The organism is Nocardiopsis mangrovi (assembly GCF_042653925.1).
GTDB classification, from domain to species: domain Bacteria; phylum Actinomycetota; class Actinomycetes; order Streptosporangiales; family Streptosporangiaceae; genus Nocardiopsis_B; species Nocardiopsis_B mangrovi.
This window is the reverse complement of sequence record NZ_JBHSFQ010000004.1, coordinates 20,826-41,857: the sequence shown is the minus strand read 5'-3', so window position 1 is coordinate 41,857 and position 21,032 is coordinate 20,826. Positions and strand designations below refer to the sequence as shown.

Here is a 21,032-nt window from a genome sequence, read left to right as displayed (position 1 = left end):
GTCGGTTTCTACCGGCGCATCTGGCATGATTCGATTCTGCCCGCGACGCGAATGGGACGCCTCCCCAGCCATGACCCCCGTTGGTGCGCATCTCGTCCGGCACGCGAGGCCATTTCCACATCCGTCGTCAGGAAAGACACTCCGACCATGAGCTACGGTCCTCCTCCCGGCCCGCCCGGTCCGCCCCAGCCGCCCTACGGCGGTGGCGGATACGGCCCTCCGCCCGGGGGTCCCGGCGGCTACGGCGGCTTCGGCGGCCAGCCGGCGGGCGGGGGTACCCCGCCCAACAACTGGCTGGTCGCATCCATCCTCGCCATCTTCTGCTGCTGGCCGCTCGCCATTCCGGCGATCATCTTCTCCACCAAGGTGAACACTCAGTGGAACGTCGGTGACTACGCGGGTGCCGAGGACGCCGCCGGCAAGGCGAAGATGTTCTCCATCATCGCGTTCGTCCTGGGCGGCCTCTGGGTCATCGGCTGGATCATCTACTACTTCGTGATGCTCGCTGCTCTGGGCGCGGCCTCCACGACGTACTAGGCCCCAGGCCTCCGGCGCCGCCGCCCGTACGGGCGGCGGCGCTTTTCGGTGTTCCCTGGGCCACCGCGCCCGGCCGGCGCGGTTCCGCACCCCTTCCGACCTGTACGATCCTCCGAACCTGTCGGCCACGGCGGGATCTCGGCCGAGTCACGTTCGGTTTACGGCACCCCGATGAACAGGGCAAACCCCGTTCTTCGCGCTCCGGCGCGCACGCAACGGGCGCCAGGGGCGTGGCCGGGAACGTCCCCGGGCTGTGCCACTATGTGCGGGCCCCATTTGAGCGGCATTTCGCACTGAATCCGGCGCCCGTCCTCGCCCGCGATCTCCTGCGGCAGCCGCGCCCTCATGACGATTCCAGTTCCGAAAAGAGTGCCCGAGAACCATGTCGTACCACCCCAACAACACCCCCCCGCCCAGCAACTGGATGGTCGGGGCGATCCTCTCGATCTTCTGCTTCTGGCCCCTCGCGATCCCGGCGATCATCTTCGCCGCCAAGGTGAACAGCCTCTGGAACGTCGGCGACTACCAGGGTGCTGAGGCGGCCGCGAAGAAGGCGAAGATGTTCTCGCTGATCGCGATCACCCTCGGCATCATCGGGATGATCATCGGCGGCATCGTCACCGCGATGTCCATCGCCGCCGCCAACCAGGCCGTCGAGGAGTACAACCAGGAGGTCGACGCGCTCGAGGAGTCCCTCGACGCCGACCTCGAAGAACTCGACCAGCTCAACTCCGACCTGGAGGAGCTGGAGAGCTACTAGGACCACGGGCTCCGCGACGCGACGCCCTGCTCCCGCCCCATGCGGCCTCCGCCCGCCGCCGCACGGCCCCGCACCGGCCGTGCGGCGGCGGCGTTTCCGCCCCGCCGCACCGACCCTCTAGGCTGACAGCGTGGACCCCGCCGTGAACAGCACCGACCCGCATCCCTCCGCCCCCCGGCCGCCGAGCCGCGCGGCGCGGCTGAGGGCCCGCCTGCACCCCGCGACCACGCCCCTGTTCCTGGGGGCGGTCGCCGTCGCCGGAGCGGTCATGGTGCACTTCGTCGACCCGCACGAGCCCGGGCACTACCCCACCTGCCCGTGGCTGCTGATGACCGACACCTACTGCGCCGGATGCGGCACCATGCGCGCCATCAACGCGCTCACCGACCTCGACCTCGCCGGCGCCCTGCGGATGAACGTGCTCACCGTCGCGCTGCTGCCGTTCATGCTCTACTCCTACGTGCGGTGGGTCTACTTCTCCTTCCGGCCCCCCACGCGCCACATCCGGGCCGCCCACCCGTTCTGGCTGTGGCTCCTGCTCGGTGTCATCCTGGCGTTCTGGCTGGTGCGCAACCTGCCGTTCGGCGCCATACTGGCACCGGGCTGACCACCCGCGGCGAGGGCGGTGACCACCCTTGCCGCGGGGATCGCTACGATCAGTTGCACGGCTGCGCGCGGCCGCGCCACACACGACCTGCTATCTGAGGGGGCAGTCCCACGTGAGCGTGCTCGACGAGATTCTCGACGGGGTGCGCGCCGACCTGGCCGACCGGCAGGCGGCTACGCCTCTGGAGCGACTCAAGGAGTCGGCCGAATCCGTCCCGCGGCCCCAGGACGTCGTGGCCGCGCTGCGCCGTCCCGGCGTGCAGGTCATCGCCGAGGTCAAGCGGTCCAGCCCCTCCAAGGGGCCACTCGCGGCCATCGCCGACCCCGCCGCCCTGGCGCGCGACTACGCCGACGGCGGCGCCTGCCTGATCAGCGTCCTGACCGAGCAGCGCCGCTTCAGCGGGAGCCTCGCCGACCTCGCCTCCGTCCGCGCCGCGGTCGAGACCCCGCTGCTGCGCAAGGACTTCGTCGTCAGCTCCTACCAGCTGTGGGAGGCGCTCGTCCACGGCGCCGACGCCGTCCTGCTCATCGTGGCCGCCCTGGAGCAGGACGCGCTGATCTCGCTCGTGGAGCGCGCCCGGTCGCTCGGCCTCACCCCGCTGGTCGAGGTGCACACCGAGGACGAGGTCGCCCGCGCCCTCGACGCCGGCGCAACGGTCATCGGCGTCAACGCCCGCGACCTCAAGACCCTCCAGGTCGACCGCGACGTCTTCGCCCGCCTGGCCCCACTGATCCCCGGCGACCGCATCAGGATCGCCGAATCCGGAGTCCGCGGCCCGCACGACCTGCTGGCCTACGCGAGTTCCGGCGCCGATGCCGTCCTGGTCGGCGAGAGCCTGGTCAGGGGCCGCCACCCGCGCGACGCCGTCGCCGACCTGGTCACGGCCGGCGCCCACCCGGCCTTGCGCGACCGGAGCTGACCATGACCCGGCCGACCCCGCCGTTCCCCGCGCCCGCCGCGCCTCAGGCCGCGGCCGGGCGATGGCCTTAGGGAGCCCGCACCCGCACGCGGGCTCCCGTCGCCGTGCCGACCTTCCGATCCGCGCCGGCACGCGCGCACCCCGCGCTGACGTGCCGGCCTGCCCGACGACGCCGCGCCGCCGGCAACGGCGCCCGCCGTCATGGAGAACGACCATGAATCCCGCACCACCGACCGCCCCGTCCCACGACGGGAGCGGCCACTACGGCGGCTATGGGGGCCGCTTCAGCCCCGAGGCGCTGGTCGCCGCGCTCGACGAGGTCGCGGCCGAATGGGCCGCCGCCAAGAGCGACCCGGAATTCCAGGCCGAACTGGCCCGGCTGCTCGGCGACTACACCGGGCGGCCCAGTCCGCTCACCGAAGCGGGCAACTTCTCCGCCGAGTGCAACGGCGCCCGCGTCCTGCTCAAGCGCGAGGACCTGAACCACACCGGCTCGCACAAGATCAACAACGTGCTCGGCCAGGCCCTGCTCACCAAGCGCATGGGCAAGACCCGCGTCATCGCGGAGACCGGCGCGGGCCAGCACGGCGTCGCCACGGCCACCGCCTGCGCGCTGCTCGGCCTCGACTGCGTGGTCTACATGGGCGAGGAGGACACCCGGCGCCAGGCGCTCAACGTCGCCCGGATGAACATGCTCGGCGCCGAGGTGATCCCGGTGACCATCGGCAGCCGCACCCTCAAGGACGCCGTCAACGAGGCGTTCCGCGACTGGGTCGCCAACGTCGACTCCACCCACTACCTGCTGGGCACGGTGGCCGGCCCGCACCCGTTCCCCGCCATGGTGCGCGACCTGCACTTCACCATCGGCGCCGAAGCCCGCTCCCAGGTCCTCGACCGCACCGGGCGGCTGCCCGACGCGGTCGCCGCCTGCGTCGGCGGCGGCTCCAACGCGATCGGCATCTTCGCCGCGTTCATCCCCGACCCCGAGGTGCGCCTCTACGGCTTCGAGGCGGGCGGGGACGGCGTGGAGTCCGGGCGCCACGCCGCCTCCATCACCGGCGGCTCGCCCGGCGTCTTCCAGGGCGCCCGCACCTACGTCCTCCAGGACGAGTGGGGCCAGACCGTGCCCAGCCACTCGATCTCGGCCGGCCTGGACTACCCGGCGGTCGGCCCCGAGCACGCCGCGCTGGCCGACAGCGGGCGCGCGACCTACGCGGCGATCACCGACGCCGAGGCCATGGAGGCGTTCCGCCTGCTGTGCCGGACCGAGGGCATCATCCCCGCCATCGAGAGCGCGCACGCGCTCGCCGGGGCCCGCAAGATCGGCGCCGAACTCGGGCCCGACGCCACCATCCTGGTCAACCTCTCAGGCCGGGGCGACAAGGACGTCACCACCGCCGCGACCTATTTCGGGCTCGTGGACGAGCAGCAGGGGCAGGGTTGAGCGACGACATGGACACCACCACCGAGACCCCGCTCCAGGCCAGGCTCGCCGAGGCCCGCGCCGCCGGGCGCGCCGCCCTCGTCGGCTACCTGCCCGCCGGGTTCCCCGACATCGACACCTCCATCCGGGTGATCCAGGCCATGGTCGACGGCGGCTGCGACGTCGTCGAGGTCGGCCTGCCCTACTCCGACCCCACCATGGACGGCCCCACCATCCAGCAGGCCGCCGACCGCGCACTGGCGGCCGGCACCACCACCCGCGACGTGCTCCGGGTGGTGGAGGCCACCGCGGCGACGGGCGCCGCCGCGCTGGTGATGTCCTACTGGAACCCCATCGACCGCTACGGCACCGGCCGGTTCTGCGCCGACCTCGCCTCCGCCGGCGGCTCCGGGGTGATCACCCCCGACCTGCTGCCCGAGGAGGCCGACGACTGGTTCGCCGCCACCGACGACGCCGGGCTCGACCGGATCTTCCTGGTCGCGCCGTCCTCGACCGACGCCCGGCTGGCCTCCACCACCGCGGCCTGCCGAGGTTTCGTCTACGCGGCCTCCCTCATGGGCGTGACCGGCACGCGTACGCAGGTCGCCGACACCGCTGAGCGGCTGGTCACCCGCACCCGCGCGGTCACCGCCGAGAGCGGGCTGCCGGTCTGCGTGGGGCTGGGCATCTCCAACGGGGCGCAGGCCGCCGAGGTCGCCGGCTACGCCGACGGCGTGATCGTGGGCGCCGGGTTCTGCCAGCGCGTGCTCGACGCGCCCGACACGGCCTCCGGCCTGGCCGCCGTGCGCTCGTTCGCCGAGGAGCTGGCGGCGGGCGTCCGCGAGGCCCGCCCGGCCGGGCACGCCGGGTAAGAATCGGGTGTGACCTGGCGCGGGGGCGCGCGAGACCGCCCCCGCGCCGCCACCCGCGGCCTACGCTGCACCTGCGGGCGGGCGACGCCCGCGACCGACGATGTGTAGCCTCACGGCTACGTGCAGTAGTATCCCGCTCAGTGCGGTGCCGTTCCCCCGGGTGCGGCGGCGCACGCGCGATACGCCCGTCTCGCCCCAGGGAACCCATTGGACACCGAACAGCAGCAGCCTGCCGCCACCGCCGAACCGCCCAGCCGCGGAGGACGGTGGGATACCGTCCAGCCGTGGCTGACCCTGGCCGCCCGGCTGGGACTGGCGGGCGTGCTGGGATTCGCCGCGGCCACGAAGTTCCCGCCGGCGCTGTCGGTCCAGTCGGTCGAGGCCTACCAGCTCTTCTCGCCGGCTCTCGCCGAGTTCATCGGCTACACGCTCCCGCTGTTCGAGATCGCCTTGGCGCTCCTGCTGCTCGTCGGCCTGGCCACGCGGTACGTGGGCGCGGTCTCGGGGCTCCTGATGATCGTGTTCATCGCCGGGATCACCTCGGCGTGGGCCCGCGGCCTCAATATCGACTGCGGCTGCTTCGGGACCGGCGGCACGGTGGCCCCGGGGGAGACCGCCTACGGCGCCGACATCGCGCGCGACATCGGATTCCTGGTGCTGGCCGCGATCATCACGGTCTGGCCGCGCTCTCCGTTCGCACTCGACCGGCTCTTCGGCCTCCACCGCTGAGCGGGCCGTACCCCGTACCCGGCGCCGCCCGGGGACCGGCCCGGCCGGCCCCCGCCGCGTGCGCACTCTCACTCCAGGAATGGTGATCGGCTGATGGGCAAGGCGTCGCGGCAGTCATCCCGCGAACGGCTCCGCGAGGAGCGGCAGAAGTCGGCGCAGCGCGCCAAACGCAACAAGGTCCTGGCGGTCGCGGGCGCGGCGCTCGCGGTCATCGTGCTCATCGTCGGCGGCGGGTACCTCTACCTGTCCTCCGAGCGGCGCGCCGAACAGGAGTTCGCCGACCAGTACGCGTCCCTGCCGCCGCAGGCCCTGCAGGATGACGGCAGCGTGGTCCTCGCGCGTGAGGGCGCCTCGGCGCCCGTCGTGGAGGTCTACGCCGACTACCAGTGCCCCGCCTGCCGCCAGTTCGAGATCGCCAGCGGACCCACCCTCCAGCGCCTCGCCACCGAAGGCCGGGCCATCGTGCACTACCGGCCGGTGAGTATCTTCGCCCAGCAGCCCGCCCCGCTGAGCGCCAATTCCCTGCGCGGCGGCGCGGCCGCCCGAGCAGCCGCTGACCAGGGAAAATACGTCGAGTACAATGACATTCTCTTCGATAACCAGCCGGCAGAGGGCAGCGCCGGCTTCTCCGCGTCCGACCTCAAGCAGTGGGGGAAGGACGCCGGTATCGAGGACACCGCGGCCTTCGACGAGCGCGTCGACTCCGAGAACGACGTCGTCGAGCGGTTCACCGGCAGCTACAGCCAGGAGCTGATCTCCCGGGCGCAGGAGGCGTTCTCCGCCGAACAGCTCCAGGGGATGTCCCTCAGCGAGATCATCGCCTGGGGCAACGACAACGGGGTCGACGGATCGTTCCTCGACGGCACCTACGTCAACGAGCTCATCCAGGCCACGGCCGCGGTCGGCGCCAAGTACTCCAGCGGGGCGGACAAGTTCGACTCCACGCCATCGGTGTACGTGGATGGTGCCAAACTGGGCAACGACGCCTTCTCCGGCAACGGAATCGAGAAGGCCGTAGAATCCGCTGGGCCCGGCGAGGTCGACACCCGGCCGCTCGCCGCAGACGACTCCGCGGTGACCGAAGTCCCCTGATGCCAAGGAACAGATCCGAGCGATGATCTTCCCGTCGATCTCCGATGAGGGCGCGGCCGGCACCGGCCGCGCCCTCGCGGCCATCCCCAGCCCCGAGGTGAGCTCGATCTCCCTCGGCCCACTCACCGTGCACTTCTACGCCCTGTGCATCCTGGCCGGCGTCATCGCCGCGGTCTTCTGGAGCGAGCGCCGCTGGGCCGCCATGGGGGGTGAGAAGGGCACCATCATGGACCTCGCGGTCCCGGCCGTCATCCTGGGGCTCATCGGCGGCCGCCTCTACCACGTGATCAGCGACTACCAGCTGTACTTCGGCCCGGGACGCGAGCCCATCCGCGCGCTCTACGTCTGGGAGGGCGGCCTGGGGATCTGGGGGGCGATCCCGCTCGGCGCGCTGGGGGTCTGGCTGGCCGCCCGCCGCCAGGGGCTGTCGATGTCGAAGCTCGCCTTCGCCATCGCGCCCACCCTCCCGCTGGCCCAGGCGCTCGGACGCTGGGGCAACTACTTCAACCAGGAGCTGTTCGGCGCCCCCACCGACCTGCCGTGGGCGGTGCGGATCAGCCTGGACCACACCTACAACAGCAACGGCGAGCCGCGGCCGGGGATGCAGCTGCTGCCGGGCAGCACGACCGAGTACTACACCACCTACCACCCCACGTTCCTCTACGAATCGCTGTGGTGCCTGGGCCTGGCCGTACTGCTCGCCTGGCTGGGCCGGCGCTACACCGACCCCCTCGGGGGCGGACGGCTCTTCGCGGTGTACGTCATGGGCTACTGTGTGGGACGGCTCTGGATCGAGTACCTCCGTGTCGACCCCGCCAACGACATCCTCGGCCTGCGGTTGAACATCTGGACCACGATCCTGGTCTTCCTCGGGGCCCTGGCCTACTTCGTGTGGGCCGGCCGGCGGCTGGACTCCTTCTCCACCCGGGTGGTCCCGGTGGGCCACGGCGCCGGCACCCAGGTGTTCGACACCGACCCCGCCTCGGGCGGCGGCCCGGACACCGGGGGATCCGCCACCGTCCCGCCCGAGGACGGCGGCTCCGGCGCACCGACCGGACCCGATGGGCGGGAACCCAAGGAATAGCCCAAGGTACGAGCGCCCGGCCGCGGCGGCGACGCCGCGGCCGGCCATGCCGGATGGATGAGTACGCACGTGAGCAGATCCGATTCCGCCGGACGCGCGGGCCGACGCCGGTCGCGGCGCGGCCGGCCCGACCGGGACCGCCGGGACGATCATGTCCGCGATCCCGGCCCCGACGACTACGACGCATATGACGATCGCCACGGCGACGGCTATGGCGACCTCCCCTATGAGGACCTTCCCTACGAGGAGCTCCCGTACGAGGACGAGGCCGGCGACGGCGGCGACCCCGGGTCCGACACCGGCGCCATGGAGTCCGCCGACCCCGGCCCGCGCCGCGGGCGCTCCGGACGCCGCCGCGGCAAGGCCAAGGGCAAGTGGCGGAGCAAGGGAACGGGGGCCCGGGGCTCCAAGGCGGCGGCCGGCGAGGCCCGCGCCGCGGCCGAGCCCGCCGGGCCCGCCGGCCGCGGTCGCCGGGGGGTCCGCGCCGCAGGCGGCATCGACCCCGTGTCGCGCTTCTCCGCCTCGGCCCTGCGCCGCGTGACGGTCCTGGGCGAGGGACCCAGCCAGGTCGTCTACAACCTGGCCGAGCAGAGCCGCCGCAAGCGCGGCACCGCCGTGCTGGGCACGCTCCTCGGGCTGTGCGGAACCGCCCTGGTCGCCCTCCTGGGGGTCCTGGTCTACCAGCTCGTCCTGGTCCCGGGCGGGACGGCCGGTTCGGGCAGCACGGCCATCATCGAGCCGCCCGAAGGCCATTCCACCCTCCTGCCCGACCTCTACCAGGGCCAGGAGGAGGACGCCGAGGTGTTCGCGCCCATCGCCGAGCGCCCCGGCGACGCCGAGGTGATGACGCAGGAGCAGGTGTTCACCCCCGCCGAGAAGCTCGAACTGGGCGACTACCAGCTCACGCTCAAGAACTCCGACGTCACCGACGAGTGCACGTCGATGGTGTGGGGCGACGAACTGGCCCAGGCGCTCGCCGACAACGGGTGCCTCTCGGGTGCGCGGGGTGTCTACCAGGACGCCGACCAGGAGTACGTGGCGCAGTTCACCCTGTTCGACCTCAGCAACGCGGAGGCCGCCGGCACGGTCGCCGTCGCCCTCGACCCCACCGACCCCACCGTCGAACCGGGGTTCGTGCTGCCCATGGACGACGAGATCGAGGGCCTGCACTCCGGCTACAGCCAGGCGACGTCCCAGGTCATGGGGCACTACCTGGCCGTGTACTGGGTGGCGCGCAGCGATGGCGGCGCCCCCGGGGACGACGAGACCATGGCCACCCTCAACGTCGTGGCCATGAACGCCTCGGTATGGGTCTACCAGCAGGTCGGTCAGGCCCGGGACGAGCAGGAGGGCTAGCGGGCTAGGATTCACCGGGTGGCGGGCCCATCCGACCCACGCGGCCCGCCCCCACGGCAAGTGCAGTTCCCCCGACCCCCCGAGAGGTTCTGGTGTCTTCTTCTGAGTCGTCCGTGCCGGCGTCCCGCGGCCGGCGGAGGAAAACCGACGATGCCGACGCCATCGAGGGCCTCGCGGTACCGCCGTCCCGGGGCAGGGGCGGGCGTCGGCGCAAGGGCGGAACGGGCGGTGCCAAGGGCGGCAAGGACGCCGGCGACGGCACCCGGAGCAAGGGCCGCCGCAGAGCGCTGCCGATCCTGCTGACTGTCCTCGGCCTGGGCGTCGTCGCCCTGGTCGTCGTTCTCGTCATGCGGTTCACCTCCGGCGGCGCCGCGGCCCCCGAGAACGCCCGCCCCGTCGTGTACGGCATCTACGACTCGGCCAGCATCGGCGAGTCCCTGCCCGACGCCCAGGCCGACAGCCGCCCCCTGGCCGAGGGCGAGATGTTCGAGCGCGGCAACGAGGAGATCGAGAGCCAGGGCATCACCTTCACCCTGGCGGCGTCGGAGCTGAGCGAGGACTGCGCCGCGGCGGTCTGGGGCGACGAACTGCGTACGGCCCTGGCCGACGCCGGGTGCGCCCAGGTCGCGCGGGGGGCCTACACCGCCGACGACTACGTGGGGGTGGCCGCCATGTTCAACCTGGCCGACACCGCGTCCTCCCAGGCACTGGCCGAGGCCATGCAGCCGCCCGGCTCCCTTGAGGCCGAGGCTCCGGGGTTCGTGGTGCCGCCGAGCACCGAGGCCCCGTTCGACACCCTGGGCGGCGGCTACAGCCAGGCCGAGGCCACCGTCAGCGGCCACTACCTCATGGTCACCTGGGTCCAGCGCCTGGAGTCGACCGATCCCGCCGAGCGCGAGCGGCTGACCTCGCCGCTGATCGCCCTCGGCGGGTTCCAGGACCCGCTGTACCGCCGAGTGGTGCAGGTGCAGAACTCCCAGCAGGGCGGTGCCGGGACCCAGGACCCGGGCACCCAGCAGGGCGACGGCACCGGGGGCACGGGGACCGGCACCGGCACGGGGCAGGAGGGGACCGGCGAAACCGGTGCCGGGGGCACCGGCACCGACGGCCTGGGCACCGACGGCGGCACCGGAGCGGGCGACCCCGCCGGGGTGCCCGCCGGCTGACCCCCTCGCCGGGCCGCTCGGTCAGTCCACCGGGTCCGCCGCCCCCGCCGCCGCCGCGTCCACGAGCCGCCGCGCGGCCTCGCGCAGGGCGGCGAAGCGGTGGGCGGGCAGGTCGAGCAGGGTGTGCCCGGCCGCCCACGGCGCCTCGGCGGCGACCCTGGTGCGGGCCGTCTTCTTGTTGACCGGCCGGCCCGCCTCGGCGGCGACCGCGATGAGGCCCTCGCGCAGGGCCGCCGGCAGGCTCCCGTGCGCCCGCTCCTGGCAGTGCCACAGCAGGCGGTCCTCCGGCGCGGTCGCGTCCCGCTCCGTCCGGCGGGCGACCACCACGGTGCCGCGCGGTCCCGGGGTGTTGCGCAGGAAGCGCACGTCGAAGCGGGGGGACAGCATCGCGCGCAGCGCCTGCTGGCCGGCCGCGTCGCGCACCTGCGGCGCCCGCGCGGGCACCACCACGTGGGTCTCCTCTGCGGCGCCCGCCAGGACCGCGCGGCCCAGCAGCGCGTCCCAGCCTCCGGTCAGGTCGACCGCGGCGCGCCGCGCGGCGGTGGCCGCGCCCATCCAGTCGGCCAGCCGCACCCGGCGCACGCCCTCGGGCACCGCGGCGCGCGGCCACGCGCCGGCCACGGTGTCGAACGCGGCCGATTCCAGGACCGTGCGGGCGTCGGTTTCGCCCAGGCCGCCGGTGGCCTCCTTGGCGTTGGCCCCCTGGCTGTAGACGCGCGCGGCCGCGGTGCCGCCGCCCCCGCCGTCGGCGGTGACGCGCGCGGTCGGGCGCAGGACGTAGAGGTCGCTGGCGGCGCCGATCGCCTCGGCCCCCAGGTAGCGGTTGAAGTCCGGCAGCACCGCCTCGAAGACCAGGCCCATGCGGGCCAGCCGTGCCTGGGTGCGGGCGACCAGGCCCGGTGTGGTCTCGCTGGCGCCGTAGGCCACCAGGACGCGCCCGCGGCGCGGATCGGCGAGCCCTTCCAGGCCGCGCCGTACGAACAGCTCCACGCCCTCGGGGGTGTAGGGGGGATCGGTGAAGACCAGGTCGCAGCGGCGGGCGACGGAGGCGGGCAGCCCCAGGCGCAGGTCGGCGAAGTGGCAGGTGACCGGCAGTCCCAGGCGGTCGGCGGCGCGGTCGATGTAGTCGAGCATCCGTTCGTCGATGTCGACGACCACGGCTTCGGCGCCGGGGCTGACCAGGGTGGCGGCCAGCGAGGTGAGGTCGTGGTCGCCCACGCACAGCAGGCGCGCCCCCGGCAGGGCGAAGCGGGTGGCCAGGTGGACGCCGCGGCGCAGGGCGGTGTCGGCGGTCGCGGTGACGTGGTCCAGGTCGGTCCGCGGCGGGGGCGCCTCGTCGACCAGGCGGCGCAGCTCCTCAGCGGCGTCGGCGTGCCCGGCGAGCAGGGGCGCCATCGGGTCGGCGGGGGAGGGGCGGGCGAACCCGGTGTAGTCCCCGGGCCGGGCCAGCCGCACGCTGTCGTCGCTGTGCTCCAGGCCGGTGCCCAGGGCCGTGAGCGTGGCGTCGACGAGCCGGTGCGCCACCGTGGTGGCGCGCACCAGTTCGCGGGGGGTCCACCAGGCGCCGTCGGAGAGCGCGGCCAGGACCAGGTGGATGCGGGCGGCGTCGATCCCCTGCTCGGTGAGCAGGCCGGCGAGCTCCGGGGGGTGGTCGGTCACCGGACGATCATCCCACGTGCGCCTTCGGCGGCGGGCCCGGGTAAAGTCGGCCCCGCCTCGCCATGACCTGGCCGGAGGCGGATACGCTGGGGGAGCGCCATTCATCCGCTTTGCGGATGTTTGCCGCCCCCGGTCGCTGGAGAAGATCACGGCTATCCCCACCATGGCGGTGGCGGAGCGGCCGTTTATCCTGTGCGAGGCGGGGGATCCCCGCTTCGAAGAACGCCGCACTGTGGCGGCGGCTGGTCTAGACCTCCGATTCGCATCGGGGCTGGACCTGCATGTATAAGTGTTCTACCCGCGAGTTAGCGATCACCTGGCCGGATACCGGCAGCCACGAGGAAGTGAACGCAGGTCCGGCGCAAGCCGTCTGTGGAACCGGGGCCAGGGGAGCGCCTGCTCGGCATGCTGACGCAGCAGGGCCAATGTCGTCCCGGATGCGCTTTTCGCAAAAGCCCATACCCACGACGACAGGAGGGTAGATGCCTGCTGGCCAGGTGCAGCGTTCGTCCGTCCGACCGAACGCCGAGTCCACTCACGAGGGCCTGTACGACAGCACCTTTGAGCACGACGCCTGCGGCGTCGGCTTCGTCGCCGACCTCTCCGGCCGTCGCGGCCACGACATCGTCGAGAAGGCGCTCACCGTTCTGCGCAACCTCGACCACCGGGGCGCCTCCGGTGCCGACCCCGACGACGGCGACGGCGCCGGGATCCTCACCCAGATCCCCGACGACCTCTACCGCGACGTGGTCGCGTTCGCGCTGCCCGAAGCCGGGGCCTACGCCACCGGCATCGCCTTCCTGCCCGCCGACGCCGCCGAGCGCGCCGAAGCCGTCGCCCGGGTCGAGGAGATCGCCGAGGAAGAGGGCCTGACCGTCCTCGGCTGGCGCGACCTGCCCTTCGAGCCCCGCTACTGCGGCCCCGCCGCCCGCGCGGTCATGCCGTTCTTCGGCCAGCTCTTCCTCACCGGCCGCGCCGGCACCGCCACCGACGGGCTCACGGGCATCGACCTGGAGCGCCACGCCTACTGCGTGCGCAAGCGCGCCGAGCACGAGGCCGGGGTCTACTTCCCCAGCCTGTCCCCGCGCACCATCGCCTACAAGGGGATGCTCACCACCCCCCAGCTCGAACCGTTCTTCCCCGACCTCTCCGACCGCCGCTACACCTCCGGCCTGGCCCTGGTGCACTCGCGGTTCTCGACCAACACCTTCCCCTCCTGGCCGCTGGCGCACCCCTTCCGCTACGTCGCCCACAACGGCGAGATCAACACGGTCAAGGGCAACCGCAACATGATGCGGGCGCGCGAAGCCACCCTGGCCAGCGACCTGCTCCCCGGCGACCTGACGCGGATCTTCCCCATCATCGACGCCGAGGACTCCGACACCGCGTCCCTGGACGCCGCCCTCGAACTCCTGCACCTGGGCGGGCGGTCGCTGCCGCACGCGGTGCTGATGATGATCCCCGAGCCGTGGGAGAACCACGACGAGATGGACCCGCAGGTGCGGGCCTTCTACGAGTTCCACTCCATGCTCATGGAGCCCTGGGACGGCCCCGCCTCGGTCTCCTTCACCGACGGCACTCTCGTCGGCGCCGTGCTCGACCGCAACGGGCTGCGCCCCGGCCGCTACTGGGTCACCGACGACGGGCTCGTCGTCCTGGCCAGCGAGGCCGGCGTGCTCGACATCGACCCCGCCTCGATCGTCCGCAAGGGCCGGCTCCAGCCCGGCCGCATCTTCGTGGTCGACACCGAGCAGGGCCGGATCATCGAGGACGAGGAGATCAAGGCCGAACTCGCGGCCGAGCACCCCTACGCCCAGTGGCTGGCCGACGGCGTCGTCGGGCTCGACGAGCTGCCCCCGGCCCCGGCCGCCCCGGTCGCCGACATCGTGCACGACCAGCAGGTCTTCGGCTACACGGAGGAGGAGCTGCGGATCATCCTCACCCCGATGGCCCGCACCGGCGCCGAGCCGATCGGCTCCATGGGCACCGACACCCCCGTCGCCGCCCTGTCGGCCCGGTCCCGGCAGCTCTTCGACTACTTCTCCCAGAACTTCGCCCAGGTCACCAACCCCCCGCTGGACGCCATCCGCGAGGAGCTGGTCACCAGCCTGCGCACCGCGCTGGGCGCCGAAGAGAACGTGCTGTCCCCCGACCCCGAGGACTGCCGGCGCATCGTGCTGCCGACCCCCGTGGTCGACGGGGCGGGCCTGGCCGCGATCACCGCGGCGGGAGCCCCCGGGGGCGACCCCGCCTTCCGCGCCTTCACCGCCAACGGCACCTACCCGGTGGCCGGCGGCGGGGCGGCGCTGGCGGACCGGCTCGGCGAGATCTGCGCCGAGGTGTCGGCGGCCATCGCCGACGGCGCCCACATCATCGTGCTCAGCGACCGCGGCGCCGGCGCCGACCGCGCCCCGATCCCCTCCCTGCTGCTCACCGGAGCCGTCCACCACCACCTGGTGCGGGAGAAGACCCGCACCGAGGTCGGCCTCGTGGTCGAGGCCGGCGACGTCCGCGAATGCCACCACGTGGCGCTCCTGCTGGGCTACGGCGCCTCCGCCGTCAGCCCCTACCTCGCCCTGGAATCGGTGCGCGACCTGGTCGGCCGCGGCGTCATCGGCGGCATCGACGCCGACACCGCCGTGCGCAACACCGTCAAGGCGTTCGGCAAGGGCGTCCTGAAGATCATGTCCAAGATCGGGGTCTCCACGGTCTCCGGCTACACCGGCGCGCAGATCTTCGAGGCGCTGGGCCTCGGTGCCGAGGTCGTCGACCGGTGCTTCACGGGCACCACGTCGCGCCTGGGCGGAGTGGGCTTCGACGTCCTGGCCGAGGAGGTCCGCATGCGGCACGCCGTCGCCTACGCGGACAACCCCGCCGACCACCGGCGGCTGGCCGTGGGCGGCGAGTACCAGTGGCGGCGCGAGGGCGAACCGCACCTGTTCAGCCCCGAGACCGTGTTCAAGCTCCAGCACGCCACCCGCACCCGCCGCTACGAGGTCTTCAAGGAGTACACCGCCAAGGTCGACGAGCAGGCCGGGAGCCTGATGACCCTGCGCGGCCTGTTCCGCTTCAAGGACGGCGTGCGCGAACCCGTTCCCATCGAGGAGGTCGAGCCGGCCTCCGAGATCGTCAAGCGCTTCTCCACCGGCGCGATGTCCTACGGGTCGATCTCCGCCGAGGCCCACGAGACGCTCGCCATCGCGATGAACCGCCTCGGCGGCAAGTCCAACACCGGCGAAGGCGGCGAGGACCCGCGGCGGTTCACCCCCGACGAGAACGGCGACCTGCGCCGCAGCTCCATCAAGCAGGTGGCCTCGGGCCGGTTCGGCGTGACCTCGCACTACCTCACCAACGCCGACGACATCCAGATCAAGATGGCCCAGGGCGCCAAGCCCGGCGAGGGCGGCCAGCTGCCCGGCCACAAGGTGTACCCGTGGGTCGCCGACACCCGGCACTCCACCCCCGGGGTCGGCTTGATCTCGCCGCCGCCGCACCACGACATCTACTCCATCGAGGACCTCGCCCAGCTCATCCACGACCTGAAGAACGCCAACCCGCTGGCCCGGGTGCACGTGAAGCTGGTCGCCGAGGCCGGGGTGGGCACGGTCGCCGCGGGCGTGTCCAAGGCGCACGCCGACGTGGTGCTGATCTCCGGGCACGACGGCGGGACGGGCGCCTCCCCGCTGACCTCGCTCAAGCACGCCGGCTCCCCGTGGGAGCTGGGACTGGCCGAGACCCAGCAGACCCTGCTGCGCAACGGCCTGCGCGACCGGATCGTGGTCCAGGCCGACGGCCAGATGAAGACCGGCCGCGACGTCATCATCGCCGCCCTGCTGGGCGCCGAGGAGTTCGGCTTCGCGACGGCCCCGCTGGTGGTCTCCGGCTGCGTCATGATGCGCGTCTGCCACCTCGACACCTGCCCGGTCGGCGTGGCCACCCAGAACCCGGAGCTGCGCAAGCGCTTCTCCGGCAAGGCCGAGTTCGTGGTCAACTTCTTCGAGTTCATCGCCGAAGAGGTGCGCGAGTACCTGGCGGCGCTGGGCTTCCGCACCCTGGAGGAGGCGGTCGGCTCCGTCGACCTGCTCGACACCGCCGGCGCCGTCGACCACTGGAAGGCGTCCGGGCTGGACCTGCGCCCCATCCTGCATAACGTCGACCCCTGGACCGGCGACCACCGCCGCCGCGTGCGCGCGCAGGACCACGGGCTGGAGAAGGCGCTCGACAACACCCTCATCCAGCTCTGCGAGGGGGCCCTGGCGTTCAAGGAGCCCCTCAAGCTCGACCTGCCGGTGCGCAACGTCAACCGGACGGTGGGCACCATGCTGGGCCACGAGGTCACCAAGCGCCACGGCGCCGAGGGCCTGCCCGCCGACACCATCGACATCACCTTCACCGGCTCGGCCGGGCAGTCCTTCGGGGCGTTCCTGCCCCGCGGGGTCACCCTGCGCCTGGTCGGCGACGGCAACGACTACGTCGGCAAGGGCCTGTCGGGCGGCCGGATCACCGTGCGCCCCCACGGGGACGCGGGCTTCGCCGCCGAAGACCACATCATCGCCGGGAACGTCATCGCCTACGGGGCCACCGCCGGCGAGGTGTTCCTGCGCGGGATCGTCGGCGAGCGGTTCTGCGTGCGCAACTCCGGCGCCCTGGCGGTCGCCGAGGGCGTGGGCGACCACGGCTGCGAGTACATGACCGGCGGGCGCGCCGTCATCCTGGGCCGTACCGGCCGCAACTTCGCGGCCGGCATGTCCGGCGGCATCGCCTACGTGCTCGACCTGGACCGCGGCCGGGTCAACGGCGAGATGGTCGACATCGACCCGCTCGACGACACCGACCGCGCCTTCCTGGAGGACGTGCTGCGCCGCCACCGCGCCGAGACCGGCTCCGCGGTCGCCGCCGCGCTGCTCGCCGACACCGACACCGCGTTCGGCCGGTTCGCCAAGGTCATGCCGCGCGACTTCAAGCGCGTGCTGGCCGCCCGGGCCGAGGCGGAGCGCGCGGGCCGCGACGTCGGCGAGGCCATCATGGCCGCCGCCCAGTCCTAGACAGAGCCGAGAGGAGGAGAGACGACATGGGCGACCCCAAGGGTTTCCTCAAGATCACCGAGCGGGAGCTGCCCGCTCACCGCCCCGTGGACGTGCGGATCCAGGACTGGCGCGAGGTCTACGCCGACTTCGACCGCGGAACCGTCACCAAGCAGGCGTCGAGGTGCATGGACTGCGGCATCCCGTTCTGCCACAACGGGTGCCCCCTGGGCAACCTGATCCCGGAGTGGAACGACCTCGTCCACCGCCACGACTGGGGCGAGGCCATCGAGCGGCTGCACGCCACCAACAACTTCCCGGAGTTCACCGGGCGGCTGTGCCCGGCGCCGTGCGAGTCGGCGTGCGTGCTCGGCATCAACCAGCCGGCCGTGACCATCAAGAACGTCGAGGTATCGATCATCGACCGCGCCTGGGAAGAGGGCTGGGTCCGCCCCCGCCCGCCCCGGGTGCGCACCGGCCGCAAGGTCGCGGTGGTCGGATCGGGCCCCGCGGGGCTCGCCGCCGCCCAGCAGCTCACCCGCGCCGGCCACGACGTCACCGTCTTCGAGCGGGCCGACCGCATCGGGGGCCTGCTGCGCTACGGCATCCCCGAGTTCAAGATGGAGAAGCGGCACATCGAGCGCCGGCTCGGCCAGATGGCCGCCGAGGGCACGGTGTTCCGCACGGGCGTCGAGATCGGCGCGGACATCAGCGTCGAGCGGCTGCGCGCGGAGCACGACGCCGTGCTGCTCGCCGGCGGCGCCACCGCGTGGCGCGACCTGCCGGCGCCCGGCCGTGAACTCGACGGCGTCCACCAGGCCATGGAGTACCTGCCCCTGGCCAACCGGGTGCAGGAGGGCGACATCGACACCCCGGCCATCAGCGCCGAGGGCAAGCACGTCGTCGTCATCGGCGGCGGCGACACCGGCGCCGACTGCGTGGGCACCGCGCACCGCCAGGGGGCGGCCTCGGTGACGCAGCTGGAGATCATGCCGCGGCCGCCGAAGGACCGCCCGGAGGGCCAGCCGTGGCCCACCATGCCGATGCTCTACAAGGTCACCAGCGCCCACGAGGAGGGCGGCAAGCGCCTGTACTCCGTCAACACGGTGGAGTTCCTCGGCGACGACCAGGGGCGCGTGCGCGCCCTCAAGCTCGTGGACGTCAACCGGGGCCCCGCGGGCTTCGAACCGGTCGAGGGCACCGAGCGCGAGATCCCGGCCCAGCTCATCACCCTGGCCATGGGCTTCGTCGGCCCGCAGAAGGAGGGGATGATCGAGCAGCTGGGCGTCGAACTCGACGGGCGCGGCAACGTCGTGCGCAACGGCGACTACGCCACCACGGTCGACGGCGTGTTCTGCGCCGGCGACATGGGCCGCGGCCAGTCGCTGATCGTCTGGGCGATCGCCGAGGGCCGCTCGGCGGCGGCCGGGGTCGACCGCTACCTCAGCGAGAACGGCCACAGCGGCCTGCCCACGGCGATCCCGCCGACCGAGCGGCCGCTGGTGTAGGACACACGGCGGAGCGGAGGGGCGGAGCGGTGCTCCGCCCCTCCGCACGTGTGCCCGTTTCCGGGTACGCGTACTCAGGCGTGCCCGGGTATGTCGGCGGATGCCCCGCGGGGGGCACCGGCGTAGCGTCGACGCCATGGGATACCGCGCGATCGCCGATGCGGCGATGACCGCCCACTTCGCCTTCCTCCTCTACGTCATGTTCGGCGGTTTCCTCGCCTGGCGCCGGCCCGCCGCGTTCTGGCCGCACCTGTGCTTCGCCGCGTATGCGCTGGGAATCGTCACCATCGGATGGCCGTGCCCCCTTACCACGCTGGAGAATTGGGCGCGGGTGAGATCGGGCGCCGCGCCGCTGCGGGCCGGCTTCATCGACACCTACCTCACGGGTGTCATCTACCCCACCGACCAGGTGCTCACCGCCAGGTTCGTGATGGCCGGGGTGGTCGCCGCCTCCTGGGCGGGGGCCGCCGTGCTGTGGCGGCGGCGCCGCGTTAAGAAGGCGTGAGAATTCCTAGGTGGAAATAGCGGTAAATGTCGCTTGTTTCGACGTATGAACTTGGCAAAAACGGGTCACACGGTACAAATTGCACTTGCCGTCAACGGCGGACAGAGGCGTAACTTCGATATATGACCATGGTGACCTCGGAAGCCCTCCGCACCGCGGAGCACTTCATCTCGCGCAACGCCCGGCTGATCGACCGCCACCGGTTCGCGTACCACTTCCAGAGCGGCCCCGCCGGTCCGGTCCACACGGCCCTGGAGTCCTACCGCAACGTCGACGGCGGCTACGGCAACGGCCTCGAACCCGACATCCGCGGCCACGGCAGCCAGCCCGCCGCCATGGAGTTCGCCCTGCGCTACCTGGACGAAATCGGCCCCGTCCCCAGAACCCTGAGCGCCGGCATCTGCCGCTACCTCACCAGCATCAGCCACCCCAACGGCGGGGTGCCCTGGGTGCTGCCCTCCGTACGCCACACCGAAGCCGCCCCGCAGTGGCGCTCCCGCGAGGACTTCGGCGGGGCGCTGCACCCCACCGCCGCCATCGCCGGCCTCCTGCACAAGCAGCACATCAGCGGATCCTGGCGCGACCGCGCCACCGCCTTCTGCTGGACCCGGATCGCGGCCCTGCACTGGACCGACCCCGCCGAGGCCATCGCGGTGACCGCGTTCCTCCAGCACGCGCCCGACCGGCAGCGGGCCGAAGCCGAGTTCACCCGGCTCGCCCCGATGATCCGCGCCGTCATCGAACTCGACCCCGATGAGACCGGCCACGCCCACAAGCCGCTCGACATCGCCACCTCGCCCGACCTCATGGCCCGCCGGCTCTTCACCGACGCCGAGATCACCAGGCACCTCGACGCACTGGAGCGCCGCCAGCTCGACGACGGCGGATGGGACGTCGAAGGCGACTGCTGGACCGGCAGCGCCCGCGCGGACTGGCGCGGCATCCTCACCGTGCACAACCTCCTCGTCCTGCGCGCCTACGGCCGCGTCGAGAACGCCCCGCCGGCCTGAGCGATCCCCCGCTGGGACCTCACCGAGCGGGCGCACCGCATCCGCCGTGCGCCCGCCCGTCACCCCGGACCCAGCGCCAGGAACCGCACCCCCGCCCCCGTGAACGCCTCCGGCCCAGGGCGCCCCGGCAGCGACCGGCCCGTCGCGGCCCGCACCGCCGCCAACCCGGACACCCCTGAGCGCTCCAGGGCCGCCGGATCCGCGCCGCCGAACAGCAGCCGCCCCACCAGGCCGACCGCCCCGGGCGCCGCCCACGGCTCCCGCCCCAGCGCGTCGGCCAGGTCCAGCCCGTGCAGTAGCACCTCCACCACCCGCGTCACCAGGAAGTCCGTCAGCAGCATGGCGTCGCCGTGCCGCGTCCGCACCACCCGGTCCGGCGCCGCCCGCTCCACCCGGTCCCGCACGTCCCGCCAAAGCGCCGCGCCCGTCCGCCCCGCCTCCCCGGCGTCCGCCCGGCGCGCCGCGGCGTCGAGAGCGCGGTCCACCCGGTCGCGGTTCACCTCGGGCGAGAACCGCACGTCCGGCGCGTAGTAGCCGGCGGCCGTCACCTCCGCCCGCTCCGGCTCGGGCCCGTCGACCGCCACCACCACCGAGCGCAGCGCCCCCACCGTGTGCGCCGCCAGCGCCGCCACATCCCACGGGGCGCACCGTGTCGGCCGCACAGCGTCGTCCTCCGACAGGCCCCGCAGGGCCTCCAGCAACCCGCCGACCTCCGCGGCCAGCGCCCCGGCCGCCTCCGTACGCTCCATGCCCGCCACCCTAGGACTCCGCGACGCGTAAC

Annotated in this window: 17 protein-coding genes; 15 read left to right on the top strand and 2 right to left on the bottom strand. The window is 72.9% G+C overall.

What is annotated here, in order from left to right:
• Positions 1–147 precede the first annotated feature (147 nt).
• The 11 genes from ACFO4E_RS05925 (at position 148) to ACFO4E_RS05875 (ending at position 10,545) form a co-directional block, all read left to right on the top strand.
• On the top strand, positions 148–537 hold the full coding sequence (locus ACFO4E_RS05925; RefSeq protein WP_378572006.1) for a CD225/dispanin family protein: 390 nt from the start codon (positions 148–150) through the stop codon (positions 535–537).
• 382 nt (positions 538–919) lie between these two features.
• The gene (locus ACFO4E_RS05920) at positions 920–1,297 is read left to right on the top strand and encodes a CD225/dispanin family protein (protein WP_378572004.1); all 378 of its coding nucleotides are present in this window, start codon (positions 920–922) and stop codon (positions 1,295–1,297) included.
• 130 nt (positions 1,298–1,427) lie between these two features.
• Positions 1,428–1,904 (top strand): DUF2752 domain-containing protein, encoded by a 477-nt coding sequence (locus ACFO4E_RS05915; RefSeq protein ID WP_378572003.1) that lies wholly within the window; start codon positions 1,428–1,430, stop codon positions 1,902–1,904.
• Between the two features lie 112 nt (positions 1,905–2,016).
• Positions 2,017–2,823 carry an indole-3-glycerol phosphate synthase TrpC gene (gene trpC, locus ACFO4E_RS05910; RefSeq protein ID WP_378572002.1) on the top strand — a complete coding sequence of 269 codons (807 nt, stop codon included), beginning with the start codon at positions 2,017–2,019 and terminating at the stop codon, positions 2,821–2,823.
• Between the two features lie 214 nt (positions 2,824–3,037).
• Positions 3,038–4,267 carry a tryptophan synthase subunit beta gene (gene trpB / locus ACFO4E_RS05905; protein ID WP_378572001.1) on the top strand — a complete coding sequence of 410 codons (1,230 nt, stop codon included), beginning with the start codon at positions 3,038–3,040 and terminating at the stop codon, positions 4,265–4,267.
• Positions 4,268–4,275: 8 nt separating this feature from the next.
• Positions 4,276–5,118 carry a tryptophan synthase subunit alpha gene (trpA, locus tag ACFO4E_RS05900; RefSeq protein ID WP_378572264.1) on the top strand — a complete coding sequence of 281 codons (843 nt, stop codon included), beginning with the start codon at positions 4,276–4,278 and terminating at the stop codon, positions 5,116–5,118.
• Between the two features lie 207 nt (positions 5,119–5,325).
• Positions 5,326–5,847, top strand: coding sequence for a MauE/DoxX family redox-associated membrane protein (locus ACFO4E_RS05895; protein ID WP_378572000.1), 522 nt, complete (start codon positions 5,326–5,328; stop codon positions 5,845–5,847).
• Positions 5,848–5,940: 93 nt separating this feature from the next.
• A complete protein-coding gene (locus ACFO4E_RS05890; RefSeq protein ID WP_378571999.1) occupies positions 5,941–6,939 on the top strand; it encodes a DsbA family protein in 999 nt (332 codons plus the stop codon).
• Positions 6,940–6,961: 22 nt separating this feature from the next.
• On the top strand, positions 6,962–8,023 hold the full coding sequence (gene lgt, locus ACFO4E_RS05885) for a prolipoprotein diacylglyceryl transferase (RefSeq protein WP_378571998.1): 1,062 nt from the start codon (positions 6,962–6,964) through the stop codon (positions 8,021–8,023).
• 69 nt (positions 8,024–8,092) lie between these two features.
• Complete coding sequence (locus tag ACFO4E_RS05880; protein ID WP_378571997.1) at positions 8,093–9,379, top strand: hypothetical protein; 1,287 nt, start codon at positions 8,093–8,095, stop codon at positions 9,377–9,379.
• A gap of 92 nt (positions 9,380–9,471) precedes the next feature.
• Entirely contained in the window at positions 9,472–10,545 is a 1,074-nt protein-coding gene (locus ACFO4E_RS05875) for a hypothetical protein (RefSeq protein ID WP_378571996.1), read from the top strand.
• 21 nt (positions 10,546–10,566) lie between these two features.
• On the opposite strand, the gene ACFO4E_RS05870 is transcribed toward ACFO4E_RS05875, so the two are convergent.
• Positions 10,567–12,204 carry a bis-aminopropyl spermidine synthase family protein gene (locus ACFO4E_RS05870; protein WP_378571995.1) on the bottom strand — a complete coding sequence of 546 codons (1,638 nt, stop codon included), beginning with the start codon at positions 12,202–12,204 and terminating at the stop codon, positions 10,567–10,569.
• A 482-nt stretch (positions 12,205–12,686) separates the two neighbouring features.
• Between ACFO4E_RS05870 and gltB the strand changes: the two genes are divergently transcribed.
• The 4 genes from gltB (at position 12,687) to ACFO4E_RS05850 (ending at position 20,251) form a co-directional block, all read left to right on the top strand.
• Positions 12,687–17,249: a glutamate synthase large subunit gene (gene gltB, locus ACFO4E_RS05865; protein ID WP_378571994.1), complete on the top strand. Its 4,563-nt coding sequence runs from the start codon at positions 12,687–12,689 to the stop codon at positions 17,247–17,249.
• A gap of 26 nt (positions 17,250–17,275) precedes the next feature.
• Entirely contained in the window at positions 17,276–18,736 is a 1,461-nt protein-coding gene (locus ACFO4E_RS05860; RefSeq protein ID WP_378571992.1) for a glutamate synthase subunit beta, read from the top strand.
• 136 nt (positions 18,737–18,872) lie between these two features.
• Complete coding sequence (locus tag ACFO4E_RS05855) at positions 18,873–19,241, top strand: DUF2784 domain-containing protein (RefSeq protein WP_378571991.1); 369 nt, start codon at positions 18,873–18,875, stop codon at positions 19,239–19,241.
• Between the two features lie 122 nt (positions 19,242–19,363).
• Complete coding sequence (locus ACFO4E_RS05850) at positions 19,364–20,251, top strand: prenyltransferase (RefSeq protein WP_378571990.1); 888 nt, start codon at positions 19,364–19,366, stop codon at positions 20,249–20,251.
• Positions 20,252–20,310: 59 nt separating this feature from the next.
• Here the strand turns inward: ACFO4E_RS05850 and ACFO4E_RS05845 are convergent, their stop codons facing one another.
• Complete coding sequence (locus ACFO4E_RS05845) at positions 20,311–21,000, bottom strand: maleylpyruvate isomerase family mycothiol-dependent enzyme (RefSeq protein ID WP_378571989.1); 690 nt, start codon at positions 20,998–21,000, stop codon at positions 20,311–20,313.
• Positions 21,001–21,032 lie beyond the last annotated feature (32 nt).